Consider the following 17,109-nt stretch of genomic DNA (forward strand, 5'->3'; position numbering starts at 1 on the left):
CCGCGATCTGGCGAAGACGGACCCCATTCGATAGACAGGTTCTGAACTCGAATGCCCGTCGGACGGGCCGGACCAAGCCGGCCCCCAAGAAAAGACCACACGCCATGCGCGTCGGACTCTTCGTTCCGTGCTACGTCGACGCCTTCGAACCCGAAGTCGGCATCGCCACGCTCGAACTGCTCGAACGCCTCGGCCTCGACGTCGAATACCCCTTCGACCAGACCTGCTGCGGCCAGCCGATGACGAATACCGGCTGCCACGCCGAGGCGGCCGCCACCGAAGCCTTGTTCGTCAAGAACTTCACGGGCTTCGACTACATCGTCGCCCCGTCAGGCTCCTGCGTGCACCAGGTGCGCGAGCACCTCACCGCGATCCCGCAGACTCCCGAGGTGAAGGCCGTCCGCGAGCGGACGTTCGAGCTCGTCGAGTTCCTGCACGATGTCCTGAAGGTCGAGGAGTTTCCCTGGGCCGCGTTCCCGCACAAGGTCGGCTATCACTCGAACTGCAACGCGCTGCGCGGCATCGGGCACGCCAGGCCCTCCGAACTGAATCGGCCCTTCTTCTCGAAGCCCTTGGACCTGCTCGCGAAGGTGAAGGGCATCGAGCTCGTCGAGATCGCCCGGCCCGACGAGTGCTGCGGCTTCGGCGGTACCTTCTCCGTGTTCGAGCCCGCCGTCTCGGCCAAGATGGGCTACGACAAGGTCGCCGACCACGCGAGGGCCGGCGCGGATTACGTGGTCTCGGCCGATTCCTCCTGCCTGATGCACCAGAAGGGCTGCGCCGAGCGCCTCGGCGTGCCGTTGAAGTTCATCCACATCGCGCGCATCCTCAACGGAGCGGCCGCATGAGCGCCGACGACCTGAACCTCCGCAGCGGCGCCTCGAACCGCGACGGGCTCATCCACCCCGAGGTCGCCAAGGCGAACGACGAGAGCGAGCGCGGTCAGGACGGCCAGCGCCTGACCCATGCCGAGGGCGCGAGCCGACCGATCAGCGCCGCCCCGAAGGCGGCCCGCGAGCCGCAGCCTCGGGGCGCCAAGATCCGCGGCGACCGCCCGATCGATCAGGCCGAGGCCGCGGAGCGCTTCCTCGCCGCGCCGCTCCACCAGAAGGCCCACGACGAGCGGCTCTGGGACGTCCGCAAGAAGCGGGACGTCGCCACCCACGGCATCCCCGAATGGGAGGAGCTGCGCGAGCTCGCCTCCGCCATCAAGGCGCATACCTTGAGCCGCCTCGACGAATATCTCGAGCAGTTCGAGGCGCAGGCCAAGGCGAACGGCGTGCACGTCCACTGGGCGGCGGACGGAGCCGAGCACAACCGCCTCGTCCATCGTCTCCTCAAGGATCACGGCGCCAGGAGCCTGATCAAGTCGAAGTCGATGCTCACCGAGGAATGCGGGTTCCGGCACTACATGGCCGGCACCGGCATCGAGGTGATCGAGACCGACCTCGGGGAGCGAATCCAGCAGCTCGACGACGAGGAGCCGAGCCACGTCGTCATGCCGGCCGTCCACAAGACGCGTCTCGACGTCGCCGAGGTCTTCGCCAAGACCATGGGCACCGACCCGGAGAACGACGACGCCCATTATCTCGCCGAGAGCCAGCGCATGCACACGCGCCCGCTAATCCTGGAGGCGGACGCGGGGCTGACCGGATGCAACTTCGCCGTCGCGGAGACCGGCACCGTCGTCACCTGCACCAACGAGGGCAATGCCGACCTCTCGGGCAACGTGCCGAGGCTTCAGATCCACTCGATCGGCATCGAGAAGCTGATCCCGCGCACCGAGCACCTCGGCGTCTTCATCCGCCTCCTCTCGCGCTCGGCGCTGGGCTCGCCGATCACGCAATACACCTCGCATTTCCGCAAGCCGCGGCCCGGCACCGAGATGCACATGGTGCTCGTCGACAACGGGCGCTCCGAGCGGCTCGGGATGGAGGAGTTCTGGACCTCGCTCAAATGCATCCGCTGCGGCGCCTGCATGAACACCTGCCCCGTCTACCGGCGCTCTGGCGGCCTCTCGTACGGGGCGACTTATTCGGGCCCGATCGGGCTCATCATCGACCCGACATTCAACAAGCGGAAATACTCGACCCTGCCGTTCTCCTCGACGATGAACGGGTCCTGCACCAATGTCTGCCCGGTCAAGATCAACATCCACGAGCAGATCTTCGCCTGGCGCAAGGTGCTCGCGGAGGAGCATCAGATCCCGCTGCTCAAGCAGGGGATGATGAAGGCGGCGGGCCAGGTGCTCAGCCGGCCGGCCGCCTATCGCGCGGCGATCGGCGCGGCGGATTCCGCGCTCAGGCACCTGCCGCGCTTCGCCGTCTACAACCCGCTCAACACCTGGGGAAAGGGCCGCGAGATGCCCGAGACCCCGCGCCAGAGCTTCCACGCCTGGTACCGGCAGAACCGGATGGGGAAGGGGACAGGCCAGTGAGGAGCGCCCCCGGAGGACGGCCATGAGCAGCCGCGCGGCCACGCTCGAAGCGATCCGAAAGAACCGCCCATCGGGCGAGTACGCGTTGCCGGAGGTCCCGGTCTTCGCGCCCCTCGTCGGGGAAGATCTCGTCGCGGAGTTCGGCGAGCGCCTGAAGCGCATGGGCGGACGGATCGCGGAGCCGGGCAGCGCGGATCCGTTCGAAGCCGTGCGCGAGCGACTGAAGGCCTCCAAGATCGTCGCGTCGGCCGTGCCGGAGATTGAAGGAAACCGGGATCTCTCGCAGGTGGCGCAGCCGCAGGACCTCGCCGACGTCGACGTCGCCGTGGTCCGCGCGGTGTTCGGCGTCGCGGAGACTGGGTCGGTGCTGTTCACGCAGGATGAGTTGCGAGTGAACGCGGTCGCCTATCTGGCCCAGCACCTGATCGTGCTCCTCGATCCCGCCGACATCCTCGTGAACATCCAGGCGGCTTACCGCCGGCCCGAGTTCGGGCGCGCCGCCTATGCCGTGCTCCACACGGGCCCCTCGGCCACGGCGGATATCGAAGGCGTGCTGATCCACGGAGCGCAGGGCGTGCGCTCGCTGACGGTGCTGCTGATGCCGCGAGGAGCGCACTAGGACTGGGGCGCGGGTGACAAGAGGCTCGGTGCTTGCAAGCGGGCCTGATGCGCAAGACGATGCTCCTTTGACGGGTGGGACCGCGCTGCCGGCATAGGAAAGGCCCTCGAACCATGCCCTATCGTCACGTCGTCGGCGCTCGCACCCACGTCTTCGTCGACCTCCCCACCCTGATGGCCAAGGCGACGCCGGTTCGTTCGGGTGATCGGCTCGCCGGTATCGCGGCGGAATCGGCGGAGGAGGGGATGGCGGCGCGCTGGTGCCTTGCCGACGTATCGCTGGCTGAGATCCTGGCGCGTCCCCTGATCCCCTACGAGGAGGACGACGTCACCCGTCTCATCCTCGACACCCACGACGCGGCGGCCTTCTCCGACATCGGCCATCTCACCGTCGGCGATTTTCGCGAGTTCCTGCTGACGGCCTCCTCCGCGACGTTGACGCGGATCGCACCGGGGGTCACCCCGGAGATCGCGGCGGCCGTCTCGAAGATCATGCGGAACCAGGACCTCATCCTGGTGGCGAGGAAAGCGCGGGTGGTGACCCGCTTCCGCAACACGATCGGGCTCCCCGGCCGGCTGAGCGTGCGCCTGCAGCCGAACCACCCCACCGACGACGCGGCCGGGATCACCGCCTCGATCATCGACGGCCTGTCCTACGGCTGCGGCGACGCCGTGATCGGCCTGAACCCGGCCTCGGATTCCATCGCAACCATCGGCGGTCTGCTGCACCTGTTCGACGACCTGATCCAGCGCCTCGCGATCCCGACCCAAGGCTGCATCCTCACCCACGTGACCACGACGATCGACGCGATCAATCAGGGCCTGCCGGTCGACCTCGTGTTCCAGTCGATCGCGGGCACGCAGGGCGCGAATGCGAGCTTCGGCGTCACCCTGCCGATCCTGCGCGAGGTGCACGAGGCGGCGCTCTCGCTCAAGCGTGGCACCCTCGGCGACAACGTCATGTATTTCGAGACCGGCCAGGGCTCGGCGCTCTCGGCCAACTCCCATCACGGCATCGATCAGCAGACCCTGGAGGCCCGCGCCTATGCGGTGGCCCGGCCCTTCCGACCGCTCCTCGTCAACACCGTCGTCGGCTTCATCGGGCCGGAATACCTCTACGACGGCAAGGAGATCATCCGGGCGGGACTGGAGGACCATTTCTGCGGCAAGCTCATGGGCCTGCCGCTCGGGGTGGACGTTTGCTACACCAACCACGCCGAGGCCGACCAGAACGACATGGACACGCTCCTGACGCTCCTGGGTGCGGCGGGCTGCACCTTCGTCATGGGCATCCCCGGCGCCGACGACGTGATGCTGAATTATCAATCCACCTCGTTTCACGACTCCCTCTACCTGCGCGAGGTGCTCGGTCTGAAGCGGGCGCCGGAATTCGAGGCATGGCTCGCCGAGATCGGCCTCACCGACGCCTCGGGCGCCTTGCTGCCGGAGGGCCCGAGCGCCCGCCTCATCGCCGCCGCGCCGGGGCTCGCGGCGTGAGCGGGCAGGACGACGTCTCGAACCCCTGGGCGCGGCTCGCGCGCCTGACGCCTGCCCGGATCGGCCTCGGCCGGGCGGGAGCCGGCCTGCCGACGCGCGAAGTCCTCGCCTTCGGCCTCGCCCATGCGCAGGCTAGGGACGCAGTGCACACGCCGCTCGATGCCGAGGCGGTGGCGAAGGAGATCGAGGCCCTGGGCTTCGCCACCCTGACCCTCGCCTCGGCGGCGCCCGATCGCGCGACCTATCTGCGCCGGCCCGACCTCGGCCGCACTCTGGGGGAGGGCGCCGGGGCTACTTTGACCGCCCTGCAGGCCGAACCCGTCGATCTCGCGCTCGTCGTCGCCGACGGCCTCTCCGCCCGCGCCGTTCACGAGGGGGCTGCGGCCTTTCTCAAGGCGTTCAAGCCGCATATCGACAAGGCGGGCTGGCGCCTCTCTCCGGTGATCGTGGCGACGCAGGCGCGAGTGGCCCTGGGGGACGGCATCGGTGCGGGCCTGAAGGCGCGGGCCGTGGCGGTCCTGATCGGCGAGCGTCCCGGCCTGTCCTCGCCGGACTCGCTCGGCATCTACCTGACCCTGAATCCACGCACCGGCCGCACGGACGCCGAACGCAACTGCATCTCGAACGTCCGGCCAGCCGGGCTGTCGCACGAACTCGCAGCCTTCAAGCTGCACTGGCTGCTCACGCAGGCTTTTGCGCTAGGGCTCACGGGTGTGGGGCTGAAGGACGGGAGCGACCGATTGCTGGAAGGCCCGGCGGCCCAGGCTGCTCTCGCAGACCGGCTAGGGTGAGCCCGCCCTACCAGTTCGAGGCGGTGTACGACCATGCGCTCGCCAGTGCAGCGGCCTGGACCTTCGCCAAGCGCCGGCTCACCGGCAGCCGTAGCCTTTGGATCGCAATGGCCGCCGTGGCCCTCTTCGAAGCCGCCTGCGCCCTCTGGCTCGCAAGCCTCTGGCCTCTCCTCGTCCTGCCGGCCCTGATCCTACTGCTCGGCGGCCTTTCGCTGGGGGTCTGGCTCGCACACCGGGCTGCTGCGCTGCGCAAGCTCCGCGCCCTCGGCGCGGGTCACGCGACCTTCACGTTCGACGAGGATGCCCTCTCCGTCGAGACCAAGGCCGGCGCGACTCGCCTCGCATGGGCCGCCATCGACGAGGTCTGGGAATATCCTGCCTTCTGGATCTTGACGATCGCCGAGAACGCGTATTTCACCGTCCTCACGACGAGCGCCCTGCCCGAGGCGCTGGATTTCGCCCGCGCGCGGCTCGGCGACCGCCTGCGCTGAGGCTCGGCCTTCCCGACCTTCCCGCAGGCCCAAAAGCGTGGCTGTGGCGGCCTCGCAACACCGCGAAAGCATCCCGAGTTTGCCTTGGGAGCCGCCCTGATCCGCCGCGATCCCGCCATAAACCGGGACCACCTCAGGACCCGCGGTAAACGGCAATTTCCCCAACGCTTTACCGACAGGTTCCGAGTCTTTCCAGACACGCGATCCGTGCGGATCGCGGGCGTCGCCGGAAGGCGGCGCAACCGCCTGCCTCGGCAGGTGGTGACTGGCGTTCGGCAAGAGTGCAGGGCCGGGGTGTCAAGGTCGACGATGGACGCGCGTTTCACAGATAAGTCGAAGCTTCCCAGCCGGCACGTCACCGAGGGGCCGGCGCGTGCGCCCCATCGGTCGTACCTCTACGCGATGGGGCTGACGAAGGAGCAGATCCATCAGCCGCTGGTGGGCGTCGCCTCATGCTGGAACGAGGCCGCGCCCTGCAACATCTCGTTGATGCGCCAGGCGCAAGCCGTGAAGAAGGGTGTCGCCGCCGCCAACGGCACCCCGCGCGAGTTCTGCACGATCACGGTCACCGACGGCATCGCCATGGGCCATGCCGGTATGCGCGCCTCGCTGCCCTCGCGCGAGGTCATCGCGGATTCCGTCGAGCTGACCATGCGCGGCCATGCCTACGACGCCCTCGTGGGGCTGGCCGGCTGCGACAAGTCCCTGCCCGGCATGATGATGGCGATGGTGCGCCTCAACGTGCCCTCGATCTTCATCTATGGCGGCTCCATCCTGCCCGGCAATTTCCGCGGCAAGCCCGTCACGGTCCAAGACCTGTTCGAAGCGGTCGGCAAGCACGCCGTCGGCGACATGAGCCTCGACGACCTCGACGAGCTGGAGCAGGTCGCCTGCCCCTCCGCGGGCGCGTGTGGCGCACAATTCACCGCCAACACCATGGCGACCGTCTCCGAGGCGATCGGCCTCGCGCTGCCCTATTCGGCCGGCGCGCCGGCGCCCTACGAGATCCGCGACAGATTCTGCATGACCGCGGGCGAGAAGGTGATGGAGCTCATCGCCAAGAACATCCGCCCGCGCGACATCGTCACCCGCAAGAGCCTCGAGAACGCAGCGGCGGCCGTGGCGGCATCGGGGGGATCGACCAACGCGGCCCTGCACCTGCCGGCGATCGCGCATGAATGCGGGATCAGCTTCGACCTGTTCGACGTCGCCGAGATCTTCCGCAAGACGCCCTACATCGCGGATCTGAAGCCGGGCGGGCGCTACGTCGCCAAGGACATGTTCGAGGTGGGCGGCATCCCGCTCCTGATGAAGACGCTCCTCGACCACGGCTACCTCCATGGCGACTGCATGACGGTCACCGGCCGCACCATCGCGGAGAACATGGAGCACGTGGCCTGGAACCCGGACCAGGACGTGGTCCGGCCGGCCAACGCGCCCATCACCGTCACCGGCGGCGTCGTCGGCCTCAAGGGCAACCTCGCGCCCGAGGGCGCGATCGTGAAGGTCGCCGGAATGGGTCCGGACAAGCAGGTCTTCACCGGCCCGGCGCGCGTCTTCGACGGCGAGGAGGCCTGTTTCGAGGCCGTGCAGGCCCGGACCTACAAGGAAGGCGAGGTTCTGGTCATTCGCTACGAGGGGCCGAAGGGCGGCCCCGGAATGCGCGAGATGCTTTCGACCACCGCGGCGCTCTACGGCCAGGGCATGGGCGACAAGGTCGCGCTCATCACCGACGGCCGCTTCTCGGGCGCCACCCGCGGCTTCTGCGTCGGCCATGTCGGCCCCGAAGCGGCGATCGGCGGTCCGATCGGCCTGATCCGTGACGGCGACGTGATCACGCTGGACGCGATCAAGGGCACGCTCGACGTGGCGCTCACCGACGAGGAGCTGGCGCAGCGCCGGACGGAATGGACGCCGCGGACGAACGCCGCGACCTCCGGCTATCTCTGGAAATACGCGCAGACCGTCGGGCCTGCGGTCAGCGGCGCGGTCACCCATCCGGGCGGCGCCCAGGAGACGCAGACCTATGCGGACATCTAGGACTGACCTCAGCCGGCCCGAGTGGCCGGCCGGGGCCGATCCCGGTCGGCCCGTCCTGCTCCGCGTCGTCCTCGCGGGCGGCCTTCTGCTGCTCGGCGCCCTTCCGGTGCAGGCTCTCGATGCGGCCGCGCGCACGCCCGTGCCGTCGAGCAGCTATCGCTCGGCCCGCGAGGCCCTGCGCACCGGAGTGCGCGACTACAATGCCGGCGACAAGGAGGGGGCCGCCCGCGCCCTCGAATACGCCGCCGGCCAGGGCCATGCGCTCGCCCTGTGGAAGCTCGGGCGGATGTACGCCGAGGGCGACGGCGTGCCCCACGACGACCTCAAGGCCTTCGAGTTCTTCTCGCGGATCGCCGACGACACCACCGACGACGGGCCGGACGCGCAGAATTCGGGCGTCGTCGCCAGCGCCTTCACGGCGCTCGGCGCCTACTTCCTCGACGGGATCAAGGGTACCTATGTGCGCCCGAACCCCGAGCGCGCCTACGACATGTTCAACTACGCGGCGTCGTACTTCGGGGACCCGAACGCACAGTACAACCTCGCGCGCCTCTACCTCGACGGCACCGGCGTCGAGGCCGACGCCCGGCAGGCGGCGCGGTGGTTTAACCTCGCCGCCGAGAAGGGGCATGCTCCTGCCCAGGCGCTGCTCGGCGAGCTGCTCATCAACGGCCAGGGGGTGCCCGTCCAGCGCGCGCGGGGCCTGATGTGGCTGCAGCTCGCTCGTGAATCGGCCCAGGGACGCAAGGACGACTGGATCGTTGCACTCTACGAGAAGGCCTGGGGCCAGGCGAGCGATAACGACCGGGCGGAAGCGCAGGCCCAGGTGCAGACGCAGACGACGGGGTCGAGCAAGCGGCGGCGGTGAGCGACGCGGCGATGAGGGCGCCGCCACTCAGCTCGTTGGCGCGGCGATCGCCTTGACGAAGCTCGGCCGCGCCAGCGTCGCGGCGACGTAGCCGGCAAGCTTCGGCCAGCGCCCAGCATCGACGCCCTCGCCGACGAGCCGCAGATTGTGGAAGGCCGTCGTCACCGAGATGTCCGCCAGGCTGAAGGCGCCGCCGACGAGGTAGGGGCCGTCGATCTCGCCCTCGAGATAATCGAAGAGCGGGGGCATCTCCTTGTCGAGCGCCTTCGCCACCACGGCCTCGTCGCCGGGCTTGCCCAGCAGGTTCGGCATGACGAAGCGATGGACGAAGGGCTTTATGACCTTGGGCAGGAGCTCGGTGTCGTTGAACTTGTCGAACCAGACCGCCCGGGCATAGTCGTGCGGGTCGCTCGGGAGCATGGTCGGCGCAGGCTGCTTCCGGTCGAGATAGGCGACGATCGCCGTCGAGTCCGCGAGGCGAAACCCCTCATCCTCGATCGCCGGGATCTTGCCGAGTGCGCTCGCGGCCTGGAAGGCGGGGTCGGGATCGTGAAAGCGCAGCGGCCTGTGCTCGAACGCGACCGCCTTCTCCGCCAGGGCGACGAGAACCTTGCGGACGAAGGGCGAGAGGCTGGTGCCGTAGAGGATCATGCGGGTGGGCTCCGGTGCGATGCGGGGCCCTCCTAGCACGGCCTGATCCCGATGCCGCTCACGCGTCCGTCAGCTCGACCGTCACCGGCACGTGGTCGGATGGCTTCTCCAAGCCTCGCAGGTGCCTTTGCACGGCGGCCGAGACCAGTCGGTCGGCAGCGCGGGCCGAGAGCAGCAGGTGGTCGATGCGGATGCCGGCGTTTCGGAACCAGGCGCCGGCCTGGTAGTCCCAGAACGTGTAGAGGCCGGCCTTCGGATCGCAGGCGCGCAGGCCGTCGGTGAAACCTTCGGCCAGCAGGGCGCGGAAGGCGGCCCGGCTCGGCGGAAGATACATCGCGTCGGCAGTCCAGGCTTCCGGCTCGGCGGCGTCCTCGGGCCCCGGAATGACGTTGTAGTCGCCAGCGAGCACCAGGGCCTCCTCGCGCTCGAGGAGCGCGCGGGCATGGGCGCGAAGCCTGGCGAAGAAGGCGAGCTTGTAATCGTATTTCGGCCCCGGAGCCGGATTGCCGTTGGGCAGATAGATCGAGGCGACCCGCACCGGCTTCACGTCCTCGCCGGAGATCAGGGCTTCGATGTAGCGGGCCTGCTCGTCGGTCTCGTCGCCCGGCAGACCGCGGCGAATGTCGCTCGCCGTCAGCGGGGCGCGGACGAGCAGGGCGACGCCGTTATAGGCCTTCTGCCCGAGGGTCTCGACGGCGTAGCCGGCCGCCTCGATCTCGGCGCGCGGAAAGGCTTCGTCCTGGCACTTCAGCTCCTGGAGGCAGACGACGTCGGGCTTCGCCTCGTCGAGGAAGCCGACGAGGTGCCCGACCCGCTGCTTGATCGAATTGACGTTCCAGGTGGCGATCCGCATGAGGCTTCGTCCGGAGGGCGGGGCGCCCGTCATCGGACCTTCGCGGGACGCTGGCAAGGCGTGACGAGCGGGGCGGGGGCAGCTCTCCATGGATGAAACCTGGTTCGCGCCGATCCGGGCCTATTGCGAGCGGGCGGATGCGGGATTCTGGGCCGAGCCGCTCAACGCCGTCTCGAACGGGGCCTTCCTGATCGCAGCGGCCGCTGCAGCCCGGCAGGAGCGGCGCGCCGAGCCGCGAGATCCGGCCGCCCTGGCGCTGGCCCTCCTCGTGGCGATCGTCGGGATCGGCTCCTTCCTGTTCCACACCTTCGCGGTGCGCTGGTCGCTGCTGGCCGACGTGATCCCGATCGCGATGTTCATCTACGCCTACTTCTTCCTCGCGATGCGGCGCTTCTTCGGGCTCGGCACGGCGGCGGCCTTGGCGGTCACGCTCCTCTTCCTGGCCTTCAATGCGGGTCTCGAACCGGCGCTCGATGCGCTGATCGGGCGCTCGGTGAATGCGTTGAGCAACGGCTCGATCGGCTACGCACCGGCGGCCCTGGCGCTGCTGGGGGTCGGCGCGGGCCTGCTCCTCCCACAGGGCTGCGCGCTGGGTCCGGCGCGCAGACGGGCCGGCCTCGCCCTGATCGCGGTGGCGGCCCTCTTCACGGTCTCGCTGGGCTTCCGCACCGCCGACGCCGCCCTGTGCCCGCGCCTGCCCGCGGGCACCCACTTCCTCTGGCACATCCTGAACGCGGCCGTGCTCTATGCGCTGATCAGGACGGCTTTGCGCTATCGGACACGGACGGCCGCGAAGGGCAGCGCTTTCCTTGCGCGACCCTCGAATCCATAGCAGAAGAACCGCCCGCTGCCGCAGCGGTACGAAGACCGCTCACCACCGCTCTCGTGGACCGCCTCTCGGGCCCGCGGAGAAACGTCGGGCAGCGGCTGGAACCACGGATTGCGCCAATGACACAGAGCTTTCGCCTGGGCGTTGCTGGTCTCGGCACGGTGGGCGCCTCCGTCGTCCGGATGATCGCGCGGCGGTCCGAAGCGCTCCGCAGCATGACTGGGCGCGAGATCCGCGTCACCGCCGTCTCCTCTCGCGACAAGGCCCGCGACCGCGGCCTCGACCTCGCCGGCGTGACGTGGTTCGACGATCCGGTGGCGCTCGCGGGGGCCGGTGAGGTCGATTGCGTGATCGAGCTGATCGGCGGCGCGGAAGGACCCGCCAAGGCCACGGTCGAGGCGGCACTCGCTGCGGGTAAGCACGTGGTCACGGCCAACAAGGCGCTGCTCGCGAAGCACGGCGCCGCGCTCGCGCAGGCGGCCGAGGCGCGGGGCGTCGCGCTCGCCTACGAGGCCTCCGTCGCCGGCGGTATCCCGGTGATCAAGGCCCTGCGCGAGGGGCTTGCCGGCAATACGGTGAGCCGCGTCTACGGAATTCTCAACGGCACCTGCAACTACATCCTGACCCGGATGGAGCGCGAGGGCCTGACCTTCGAGGCCTGCCTCAAGGATGCGCAGGCGCTGGGCTACGCCGAGGCCGACCCCACCTTCGACGTGGAGGGGTACGACACGGCCCACAAGCTCGCGATCCTGACGAGCCTCGCCTTCGGGGTCGAGATCGACGCGGAGGGGGTCTCGGTGGAGGGCATCTCCGCGATCCAGCCCCTCGACCTCAAGATGGCGGAAGAGCTCGGCTACCGGATCAAGCTCCTGGGCGTCGCCCAGGCCGCCGCCGGCGGGATCGAGCAGCGGGTGCATCCGACCATGGTGCCGCTCTCCTCCTCGATCGCACAGGTCATGGGCGTGACGAACGCCGTGACCATCGATGCCGACGCGGTCGGCGAGCTGACCCTGATCGGCCCCGGCGCGGGCGGCGAGGCCACCGCCTCGGCGGTGGTCGCCGATGTGGCCGATGTGGCCGCCGGCGTGCTGCGGACGACCTTTGGCCGGCCCTCGGCGCATCTGGCGCCGCCGCAGCGCATCGCGATGCAGCGCCACGAGGGCGGGTACTACATCCGGCTCACCGTCCACGACCGCCCGGGCGTCGCCGCGGGCGTCGCGACGCGCATGGCGGAGCGCGACATCTCGATCGAGAGCATCCTGCAGCGTCGCGACGAGCGCGCCGCCTCCAAGGATCCGCACGGCCGCTCGGGCCAGCCGGTGCCGCTGGTGCTGATCACCTACGCGGCGACGGAGGGCACCATCCGCGACGCCCTCGAGGCGATCGCCGGGGACGGGCTCCTGGCGGAAGCGCCGCAGCTGATCCGGATCGAGCGCGAATAGACGGCCGCGTCGGCGCGGGAACACGGGAAGGGGTGCAAGTCCCATGGCGGATGCGAACGAAGCGGCGGGCGGGCTCGTCGCGCGCACCCTGACCCTCGAGCTGGCGCGGGTGACCGAGCGCGCGGCGGTGGCCGCCGCCCGACTGCGCGGGCAAGGGCGCGAGAAGGAGGCCGACCAGGCCGCCGTCGACGCCATGCGGCGCGAGCTGAATCTCCTGCCGGTCGACGGCACGGTGGTGATCGGCGAGGGCGAGCGCGACGAGGCGCCGATGCTCTATATCGGCGAGCGGCTCGGCACCGGTTCGGGGCCGAAAGTCGACATCGCCGTCGATCCGCTCGAGGGCACCACGCTCTGCGCGAAGGACATGCCGGGCGCCATCGCGGTGATGGCCATGGCCGAGAGCGGCACCCTGCTCGCCGCGCCCGACGTCTACATGCAGAAGATCGCGATCGGCCCCGGCTATCCGTCGGGCCTCGTCGACCTCGACGCGTCGCCCGCCGACAACATCGCCGCGCTCGCCCGTGCCAAGGGCGTCGATCCCTCCCAGATCACCGCGATCGTCCTCGACCGGCCGCGTCACACCGCCTTGGTCGCGGCGGTGCGCGCCACGGGGGCCGGCATCCGCCTGATCTCGGATGGCGACATCGCCGGCATCATCTTCACGACGAGCCCCGAGGAGACCGGCGTCGACATCTATCTCGGCATCGGGGCGGCGCCCGAGGGCGTGATCGCGGCCGGCGCGCTCCGCTGCATCGGCGGCCAGATGCAGGGGCGCCTCATCCTCGACAGCCACGACAAGCGCGAGCGCGCGGCGAGGATGGGCGTCTCGAACCCGGACCGGAAATACGAGCTTGCCGACCTCGCCCGCGGCGACGTCATCGTGGCGGCCACCGGCGTGACCGACGGCGCGCTGCTGAAGGGCGTGCGCTTCAAGCCCGGCGGGATCGAGACCGAGACGGTGGTCTATCGCTCCGCGACGGGCACCGTGCGGCGCATCCTCGCGACCCATTGCGGTCCGCGCTTCGAGGCTTGAGCACCGCCCATTGGCGCTTCAGCGCCGTGCCGCGAGGAGCGTCTGGAGGATTTCGGGAGCGAGGACTTCGCTGCAGACCGCTATCTGGTCGTCGTACCGGCAATGCGAGGCGCTCTGCGCTCCGCCTGCGCCGAGTTGGAAGCGGATGAGCAGCGTGCGGCCGTTGGGAGTTCCTGGATCGCACAACCTGCGCAGCCGGGCCGCGTTGAGCGTGTTGGTGGCGACGCCTGTCCGGGCCGCCATGAGCTGGATCTGCGTGGCCGCCTCGGCCGCCCATCCGACCCCGTAATCTCCTTCCGGAAGGCAGGCGAAGGGTGGATCGACGACGGCGCGGTCGACCCCTGCCAGGGCCGCTGCCCAGGCCAGCCCATCGAGTGGCGCAGGTGCCGGCGCGGCGACGCTCGCAGCGATCATGGCCCGGCGAGGACCCGCGTCGATCCATTGCAGCAGCGCAGCGCAGGCGAGGATGGCCGCACCGTGCGGACGCCGGGCGACGCGCACGATCGCGACAGCGGCAAGCAGGTAGAGGGCCGGCCACACGAAGCGACCACTCGCCCGGACGATCCCTGCCAGCCCGAGCAGGAAGTCCGGCAGCGGCAGGCTGACGAGGTGCAGGGGCCCGACATAGATCTCGTGCGAGAGGGCGAGCAATACGAAGGCGGCCAACACGCCAAGGAGGCAGGCGTGGCGCTTGACCAAGCCGAATTGGTGCTGCCGGAGCGGCACCAGGGCCAGAACCGAAAGCAGCAGGAGCCCGGCACCCAGATAGGCGAGCCCCTCGTACTGACCGCCGGTGGCATCGAGCACACCGCGATGCGAGGGCGCCATCAATCCGCTTCCCTGGGGCACGATCGGCGACAGGAGGTTCATCGAGTAGTAGCCGAAGCCGCCCGCCGCGATGGGCCCGCCGCCGGCGAGGTGGCCCATCGACGCGACGGCGGCGGCAACGATGCCGACGAGCCCTGCAAGACATCCGGCGAGGGCCCAAAGCGTAAGACGCCGGTCGAGGGCGGCCTGGGCGATCGTCGCGAGCGCGATCCCACCGACCATGAGGAAGAGGTAGGGATGGATCAGGAGGGCGAGGAGGCAAAGCCCGACCGTTCGCGCGAGAAGCCGCACCGGGTCGGGCCGCGGCTCGGCCCGGAGGCGGACATACTGGGTGAGCGCGAGCGGCATGATCGCTTGGCCCATCAATGCGAGATGCCCCCAGCGGGCGAGCAGCACCGGCATCGAGATGCCGATAATCGCGGCCGCCACGCCGGGCACGAGGTCCCGCGCCCCGAGGGCTCGCACCAAACCGGTGCTCGCAAGCGCCATCGCCACGATGCACAGTCCCGACCAGGGCCCGAACAAGGGGACGACCGCGCCGGTCAGGCGAAAGAGAAGGCGCCCCACTAGGAGGAGCAGGGGAATGCTGTCCGTGAAGACGACGTTGGTGCCGGCAGGGGCGCCGAGACTCTTCACCTCGAAAAGCGGCCAGCGCCATCCGTCGCGCAAGAAGGCCTCGTAGCCCGAGAGCGCGATGATCATGTCGGCCCAGGAGCCTGGAACGATCCCTCGCGGATGGTCCCAGTAGGCCGCGGTCCCGAGAAGCACCGGCATTGGGAAGAGCGCGAGCGCTCCGCCGCATCCGATCGCCAGGCTCAGCAACCAGGTCAGCCGGTCGGTAAGGAAGACCCGCCCAACCGGGCGAGCCAGGATCGCGCCGGAATCCATGCTTGACGTCGTCCCGTCGACCGGATCGTCAGGACGCGCCGGAGGGGTTGATTTTCCGTATCGGGCGATGCCCTCAGTTGAACACCGACCCCAAGCCACCCTGCACGCGGCTCAAGCCCTGGCTCGCCACCGGGTTGCCGGGCTCCAGCGAGGAGGCGCGCTGGTAGTTCTCGGCAGCCTCCTTGCGACGCCCCGACTTCTCGTAGGCGAGGCCGCGATAGGCCCAGGAGGTCGCGTCCTTGTTGTTCACGTTGAGGGCCGCGTTGTAATCCTCGATCGCCTTGTCGAACTGGTTCGTGGCGATGAGGCTCTGGCCGCGCGCGGCGTAGGGCGCGGCGACGAAGGGGTTGCGGTCGATGGCGGCGTCGAAATCGGCGATGGCGCCGGTGTTCTGGCCCTGCTTCTGCCGAACGAGGCCGCGCGCGTGGTAGGCCTCGGCCGATTCCGGGGCGAGCCGGATCGCCTGGTTGAGGTCGGCGGTGGCGCCGTCGAGGTCGCCCTGGGCGCGCAGCACGTTGGCGCGGCCGATATAGGCGGGACCGTAATTCGGGTCGGCGGCGATGGCCTTCGAGAAGTCGGCGAGCGCGGCGTCGTTGCGGCCGGTCTGGCGATAGGCCAGCGCCCGGTTGTTGTAGGCCGAGGCCGAGCTCGGATCGAGCTGGATCGCCTTCGCGAAGTCGCCGATCGCGTCGTTGAACTGCCCGGCGCGGGCGAAGGCGGCGCCGCGGGTGACGTAGGCCGAGGCGTCGTTGGGATTGCGCTGGATCACCTCGGTGAGCGAGGCGATGTTCGTGGTGGTGGCGCCCGTCGTGTCGGTCTCCAGCACGGCGAACTGGCGCGGCGCGCTGGCGCTGCCCGTGCCATAGGTCTCGCAGCCGCCGAGCGCCGCGCCGACCAGCATCGTCGCGCCGATCAGACCCGCCTTCGATGCCTGCCGCATCACAACCGCCATTGCCCCGCTCCCCGCCGATCCGCCGCCAACACTCGTCATGCCCCTGCCGGTCGCCGCGAACGCGGCCCGGCCTTCCCCGGCACAGGGGTATCGATCCGCTCGCGCACCCTCGCCGATCGCGGTGAACGCGCGCTTAAGGACGGGCAACGATCCCGCTCAAGCGGGTGCGTGTGGCGAAGATATGACCTAGGGCGAGGGCGGCCGATCATACCCGTCCGGGACCGCAGGAAGGGGAAGGGTGTTGCCGTCAGGACCCGCCCTCGGCGGCTCGCGGGTGCCCGGCCTGGAAGGATGTCGTGCTCGCAGGTCTCATGAGGATCGTCGTGAACCGCCCTCTCCCTACCAACCGCCCTCATTCCGGGGCGCCCCCCGGATCTGGCCTTTGGCCAGTCCGAGGACAGGCTCCGGCGAACCCGGAATCAGAACCGCTTCAGGTGCCAAGCATAGCTGTGTCGGCGGCTCCGGGTTCCGGGCTCTGCTGCGCAGCCCCGGAATGACGGTGGTTGGCTTCAGGAGCGTCGGTCGCTTGCTCCGCGCAGGTGAGAGTGCCCTCGCAGCGGAAGCAGGCGCCGCACGCGTCATCGGCTCCGCGCGCTGCGAGCGCCGGAGGCATGGCTGGCGAGGGGTGACGCGGGACGCCGCGGAACCACCTGAGATGTCAGTACATGCCGGTCCCCCGGCGTCCCGCAGCACGGGTGTCGGCCCGCGCTGCTCGCGCGTCGCGGTGTGTCGGCGGCCCTCGCCCTGCGCCAGCGCTGAACCCCGGTTCTCTTGCATCCCGGGCCGCTGCAAGGCTCTCTCGCGTGCCGCCTCGTTGTGGGCGGTCACCGCAGGCTGTCGCCCGCACGCCAGGGTGAAAGCGGCGGCGGGGCATGTCCTCCCCGCTCGTGC

Annotated in this window: 15 protein-coding genes; 11 read left to right on the forward strand and 4 right to left on the reverse strand. The window is 69.7% G+C overall.

Annotation, left to right across the window (positions count from 1 at the left end; translation table 11 throughout):
* Window positions 1–104: 104 nt before the first annotated feature.
* The 8 genes from MFF55_RS06500 to MFF55_RS06535 all read left to right on the forward strand — a co-directional run bounded on the left by MFF55_RS06500 (window position 105) and on the right by MFF55_RS06535 (window position 8,742).
* On the forward strand, window positions 105–848 hold the full coding sequence (locus tag MFF55_RS06500) for a (Fe-S)-binding protein (RefSeq protein WP_238243265.1): 744 nt from the start codon (window positions 105–107) through the stop codon (window positions 846–848).
* A complete protein-coding gene (locus MFF55_RS06505) occupies window positions 845–2,437 on the forward strand; it encodes a lactate utilization protein B (protein WP_238243266.1) in 1,593 nt (530 codons plus the stop codon). Before MFF55_RS06500 ends, MFF55_RS06505 begins: the two co-directional genes overlap by 4 nt.
* Window positions 2,438–2,459: 22 nt before the next feature.
* Window positions 2,460–3,056 (forward strand): LutC/YkgG family protein, encoded by a 597-nt coding sequence (locus MFF55_RS06510; RefSeq protein ID WP_373874739.1) that lies wholly within the window; start codon window positions 2,460–2,462, stop codon window positions 3,054–3,056.
* A gap of 113 nt (window positions 3,057–3,169) precedes the next feature.
* Window positions 3,170–4,552, forward strand: a complete 1,383-nt coding sequence (locus MFF55_RS06515) for an ethanolamine ammonia-lyase subunit EutB (protein WP_238243267.1) — start codon at window positions 3,170–3,172, stop codon at window positions 4,550–4,552.
* On the forward strand, window positions 4,549–5,343 hold the full coding sequence (eutC, locus tag MFF55_RS06520) for an ethanolamine ammonia-lyase subunit EutC (RefSeq protein ID WP_238243268.1): 795 nt from the start codon (window positions 4,549–4,551) through the stop codon (window positions 5,341–5,343). The genes MFF55_RS06515 and eutC overlap by 4 nt, the downstream gene beginning before the upstream one ends.
* Entirely contained in the window at window positions 5,340–5,834 is a 495-nt protein-coding gene (locus MFF55_RS06525; protein ID WP_238243269.1) for a YcxB family protein, read from the forward strand. The genes eutC and MFF55_RS06525 overlap by 4 nt, the downstream gene beginning before the upstream one ends.
* A 309-nt stretch (window positions 5,835–6,143) precedes the next feature.
* A complete protein-coding gene (ilvD, locus tag MFF55_RS06530) occupies window positions 6,144–7,874 on the forward strand; it encodes a dihydroxy-acid dehydratase (RefSeq protein WP_238243270.1) in 1,731 nt (576 codons plus the stop codon).
* A complete protein-coding gene (locus tag MFF55_RS06535) occupies window positions 7,861–8,742 on the forward strand; it encodes a tetratricopeptide repeat protein (RefSeq protein WP_238243271.1) in 882 nt (293 codons plus the stop codon). Before ilvD ends, MFF55_RS06535 begins: the two co-directional genes overlap by 14 nt.
* 27 nt (window positions 8,743–8,769) lie before the next feature.
* On the opposite strand, the gene MFF55_RS06540 is transcribed toward MFF55_RS06535, so the two are convergent.
* Together MFF55_RS06540 and xth are read right to left on the reverse strand one after the other, a co-directional pair.
* Complete coding sequence (locus MFF55_RS06540; RefSeq protein WP_238243272.1) at window positions 8,770–9,393, reverse strand: glutathione S-transferase family protein; 624 nt, start codon at window positions 9,391–9,393, stop codon at window positions 8,770–8,772.
* A 58-nt stretch (window positions 9,394–9,451) separates the two neighbouring features.
* Window positions 9,452–10,246, reverse strand: a complete 795-nt coding sequence (xth, locus tag MFF55_RS06545) for an exodeoxyribonuclease III (protein ID WP_238243285.1) — start codon at window positions 10,244–10,246, stop codon at window positions 9,452–9,454.
* Between the two features lie 88 nt (window positions 10,247–10,334).
* Between xth and MFF55_RS06550 the strand changes: the two genes are divergently transcribed.
* The 3 genes from MFF55_RS06550 (at window position 10,335) to glpX (ending at window position 13,550) form a co-directional block, all read left to right on the forward strand.
* Window positions 10,335–11,078, forward strand: a complete 744-nt coding sequence (locus tag MFF55_RS06550; protein WP_238243273.1) for a ceramidase domain-containing protein — start codon at window positions 10,335–10,337, stop codon at window positions 11,076–11,078.
* 116 nt (window positions 11,079–11,194) lie between these two features.
* Complete coding sequence (locus MFF55_RS06555; protein ID WP_238243274.1) at window positions 11,195–12,517, forward strand: homoserine dehydrogenase; 1,323 nt, start codon at window positions 11,195–11,197, stop codon at window positions 12,515–12,517.
* Between the two features lie 43 nt (window positions 12,518–12,560).
* Window positions 12,561–13,550, forward strand: a complete 990-nt coding sequence (gene glpX, locus MFF55_RS06560) for a class II fructose-bisphosphatase (protein WP_238243275.1) — start codon at window positions 12,561–12,563, stop codon at window positions 13,548–13,550.
* Between the two features lie 18 nt (window positions 13,551–13,568).
* Here glpX and MFF55_RS06565 read toward each other — a convergent pair whose 3' ends face one another.
* Together MFF55_RS06565 and MFF55_RS06570 are read right to left on the reverse strand one after the other, a co-directional pair.
* Window positions 13,569–15,266, reverse strand: coding sequence for a DUF6311 domain-containing protein (locus MFF55_RS06565; protein ID WP_238243276.1), 1,698 nt, complete (start codon window positions 15,264–15,266; stop codon window positions 13,569–13,571).
* Window positions 15,267–15,339: 73 nt separating this feature from the next.
* A complete protein-coding gene (locus tag MFF55_RS06570; RefSeq protein ID WP_238243277.1) occupies window positions 15,340–16,218 on the reverse strand; it encodes a tetratricopeptide repeat protein in 879 nt (292 codons plus the stop codon).
* Window positions 16,219–17,109: the final 891 nt, after the last annotated feature.

Source organism: Methylobacterium iners (genome assembly GCF_022179305.1).
Lineage (GTDB): Bacteria > Pseudomonadota > Alphaproteobacteria > Rhizobiales > Beijerinckiaceae > Methylobacterium > Methylobacterium iners.

Excerpts from the sequence above, each read along its gene's own strand:
- ilvD (WP_238243270.1), top strand. The coding sequence starts at position 6,144 with ATGGACGCGCGTTTCACAGATAAGTCGAAGCTTCCCAGCCGGCACGTC.
- MFF55_RS06550 (WP_238243273.1), top strand. The coding sequence starts at position 10,335 with ATGGATGAAACCTGGTTCGCGCCGATCCGGGCCTATTGCGAGCGGGCG.
- MFF55_RS06535 (WP_238243271.1), top strand. The coding sequence starts at position 7,861 with ATGCGGACATCTAGGACTGACCTCAGCCGGCCCGAGTGGCCGGCCGGG.
- MFF55_RS06555 (WP_238243274.1), top strand. The coding sequence starts at position 11,195 with ATGACACAGAGCTTTCGCCTGGGCGTTGCTGGTCTCGGCACGGTGGGC.
- MFF55_RS06515 (WP_238243267.1), top strand. The coding sequence starts at position 3,170 with ATGCCCTATCGTCACGTCGTCGGCGCTCGCACCCACGTCTTCGTCGAC.
- MFF55_RS06565 (WP_238243276.1), bottom strand. The coding sequence starts at position 15,266 with ATGGATTCCGGCGCGATCCTGGCTCGCCCGGTTGGGCGGGTCTTCCTT.
- MFF55_RS06500 (WP_238243265.1), top strand. The coding sequence starts at position 105 with ATGCGCGTCGGACTCTTCGTTCCGTGCTACGTCGACGCCTTCGAACCC.
- xth (WP_238243285.1), bottom strand. The coding sequence starts at position 10,246 with ATGCGGATCGCCACCTGGAACGTCAATTCGATCAAGCAGCGGGTCGGG.
- MFF55_RS06540 (WP_238243272.1), bottom strand. The coding sequence starts at position 9,393 with ATGATCCTCTACGGCACCAGCCTCTCGCCCTTCGTCCGCAAGGTTCTC.
- MFF55_RS06510 (WP_373874739.1), top strand. The coding sequence starts at position 2,460 with ATGAGCAGCCGCGCGGCCACGCTCGAAGCGATCCGAAAGAACCGCCCA.
- MFF55_RS06570 (WP_238243277.1), bottom strand. The coding sequence starts at position 16,218 with ATGGCGGTTGTGATGCGGCAGGCATCGAAGGCGGGTCTGATCGGCGCG.
- glpX (WP_238243275.1), top strand. The coding sequence starts at position 12,561 with ATGGCGGATGCGAACGAAGCGGCGGGCGGGCTCGTCGCGCGCACCCTG.
- MFF55_RS06505 (WP_238243266.1), top strand. The coding sequence starts at position 845 with ATGAGCGCCGACGACCTGAACCTCCGCAGCGGCGCCTCGAACCGCGAC.